The 2,374-nt window shown below is 68.7% G+C and carries 3 protein-coding genes and 1 pseudogene; all 4 read right to left on the bottom strand.

Annotation, left to right across the window (positions count from 1 at the left end; translation table 11 throughout):
• Window positions 1-757 (bottom strand): lipid-A-disaccharide synthase (gene lpxB / locus AC1D15_RS27485; protein WP_477828498.1); only part of this gene is annotated, 757 nt, incomplete at its 3' end.
• A gap of 5 nt (window positions 758-762) precedes the next feature.
• Window positions 763-1,551, bottom strand: coding sequence for an acyl-ACP--UDP-N-acetylglucosamine O-acyltransferase (gene lpxA / locus AC1D15_RS27480; protein WP_047502575.1), 789 nt, complete (start codon window positions 1,549-1,551; stop codon window positions 763-765).
• Window positions 1,552-1,567: 16 nt separating this feature from the next.
• The gene (fabZ, locus tag AC1D15_RS27475) at window positions 1,568-2,014 is read right to left on the bottom strand and encodes a 3-hydroxyacyl-ACP dehydratase FabZ (RefSeq protein WP_465112380.1); all 447 of its coding nucleotides are present in this window, start codon (window positions 2,012-2,014) and stop codon (window positions 1,568-1,570) included.
• Between the two features lie 2 nt (window positions 2,015-2,016).
• A pseudogene (locus AC1D15_RS27470) lies at window positions 2,017-2,374 on the bottom strand (UDP-3-O-(3-hydroxymyristoyl)glucosamine N-acyltransferase); the annotation flags it as partial.

Genomic DNA, 2,374 nt, shown 5'->3' with positions numbered 1-2,374 from the left:
TGCCCACCCCGCCCGCATGCTCGGCCACCATCGGTTCGACCAGCGACCGCAGCCCCGGCACCACCGGCAGCAGGAAACGCAATCGCGGCCGCTGCCGCTTCATCAACGCCGCCGCGGCCAGCAGGCGCGGGGCGATGTACTCGACCTCCGAGCGCCGGCTGCCGGGCAGCAGCGCCACCACCGTTTCATCGCTGCCGATGCCCAGTGCGCTTCGGGCCGCTGCGCGCGGCACCTCGATGGGAATCGCATCCGCCAGCGGGTGGCCGACATAGGTCGCCGCAATGCCGTGGCGCTCGTAGATCGCCGGCTCGAACGGGAAGATGCACAGCACGTGGTCGACCGCGGCGCGGATCTTGTCGATGCGGCCGCCCCGCCACGCCCAGATCGACGGGCTGACGAAATGGATGCTCCTGATGCCGAGCGTTTTCAGCCGCGTCTCGAGCCCGAGGTTGAAGTCGGGCGCATCGACACCGATGAAGGCGTCGGGCGGCTCGCACCGCAGGCGCTCGGCCAGCCGCTCGCGGATGCCGGAGATCTCGCGGTAGTGGCGCAGCACCTCGACATACCCGCGCACCGCGAGCTTGTCGTGCGGCCACCAGGCCTCGAAACCCTGCGCGGCCATGTTCGGCCCGCCGATGCCGGCCGCATGCAGTTGGGGCCAGCGCGCCTTCAGGCCGCCCAGCAACAGGCCGGCGAGCAAGTCGCCGGAGGCTTCGCCGGCCACCAGGGCCAGCCGTGGCGGGCCGGAATTCGTCATCGGGACTAGCGCGCGATGCCGCGCGTCACGCCGGCGAGGAAGTCGAGCATCATCGCCACATCGGCGGCCGCCTCGGGCGCCGACTGGCCCAGCGCGGCGATCTCGTCGCGCGCCTCCTGCAGCGTGCGGCCGCTGCGGTACAGGCTGCGGTGCATCTGCTTGACCGCCGCGATGCGCTCGGCACTGAAACCGCGCCGCCGCAGGCCCTCGACATTGAAGCCGCGCACCGCGAGCGGGTTGCCGTCGACCATCATGTACGGCGGCACGTCCTGCGAGATCGCGCTGGAGAAGCCGACGAACGCGTAGGCGCCGATCTTCACGAACTGGTGCACGCCCGACAGCCCGCCGATCGTCACCCAGTCGCCGACGTGCACATGGCCGGCCAGCGTCGCGTTGTTGGCCAGCACCGTGTGGTTGCCCAGCTGCACGTCGTGCGCCAGGTGCACGTAGGCCATGATCCAGTTGTCGTTGCCGACGCGCGTGATGCCGACATCCTGCGAGGTGCCGGTGTTGAAGGTGCAGAACTCGCGGATCGTGTTGCGGTCGCCGATGTGAAGCTGCGTCGGCTCGCCGGCGTACTTCTTGTCCTGCGGCACCGCGCCGAGCGACACGAACTGGAAGATCCGGTTGTCGCGCCCGATCGTCGTGTGGCCCTCGATCACCGCATGCGGGCCGATCGTGGTGCCTTCGTCGATGCGCACATGCTCGCCGATCACCGCGTACGGGCCGACGCTGACCGTCGCCCCCAGCTGGGCGCCCGGCGCGATCACGGCGGTGGGATGGATGGTGGCCATCGTTGCGCTCCCCGAATCAGCTGACCTTGCGCATCGTGCACATCAGCTCGGCCTCGACGGCGAGCTCGCCGTCGACCGATGCACGCGCCTTGTACTTGTAGATGCCGGCCTTCACGCGGTCGACCGCCACGTCGAGGATCAGCTGGTCGCCCGGCTCCACCGGCCGCTTGAAGCGCGCGCCGTCGATGCCGACGAAGTAGTAGACGGTGTCGCTGTCCGGCGTATCGCCGGTCGTCTCGAACGACAGCAGCGCCGCCGCCTGGGCCAGCGCCTCGAGCATCAGCACGCCCGGCATCACCGGGCGGTGCGGGAAGTGGCCGGTGAAGAACGGCTCGTTGATCGTGACGTTCTTCAGCGCCTTGATGCGCACGCCCTTCTCCATCTCCAGCACGCGATCGACCAGCAGGATCGGATAGCGGTGCGGCAGCTTCTTGAGGATCTGGTGGATATCCATCGTGTCCATGGTCATGCAATCTTCTTTTCAAGGGCACGCAGACGCTCGCGCAGGCCGTGCAGGTTGCGCAAGGTTGCGGCGTTCTTTTCCCAGGACGCATTGTCGTCGATGGGGAACACGCCGCTGTAGGTTCCGGGCTGCAGGATCGAGCGCGTGACGACGCTCGCCGCGGAGATGTTGACCCGGTCGCCCAGCTTCAGGTGGCCGAGGATCATGCCGGCACCGCCGATCGTGCAGTTGGCGCCGATCGTCGTGCTGCCGGCAATGCCGACGCAGCCGGCGATCGCGGTGTTGCGTCCGATGTGCACGTTGTGGGCCACCTGGATCAGGTTGTCGAGCTTGGCGCCGTCCTCGATGACGGTGTCGGCC

The sequence above is a fragment of the Rhizobacter sp. P2_H2 genome (assembly GCF_056403375.1).
The sequence above is the reverse complement of the archived record's forward strand: the minus strand, read 5'-3'. Positions and strand labels throughout refer to the sequence as shown.

Excerpts from the sequence above, each read along its gene's own strand:
- lpxA (WP_047502575.1), bottom strand. The coding sequence starts at position 1,551 with ATGGCCACCATCCATCCCACCGCCGTGATCGCGCCGGGCGCCCAGCTG.
- fabZ (WP_465112380.1), bottom strand. The coding sequence starts at position 2,014 with ATGGACACGATGGATATCCACCAGATCCTCAAGAAGCTGCCGCACCGC.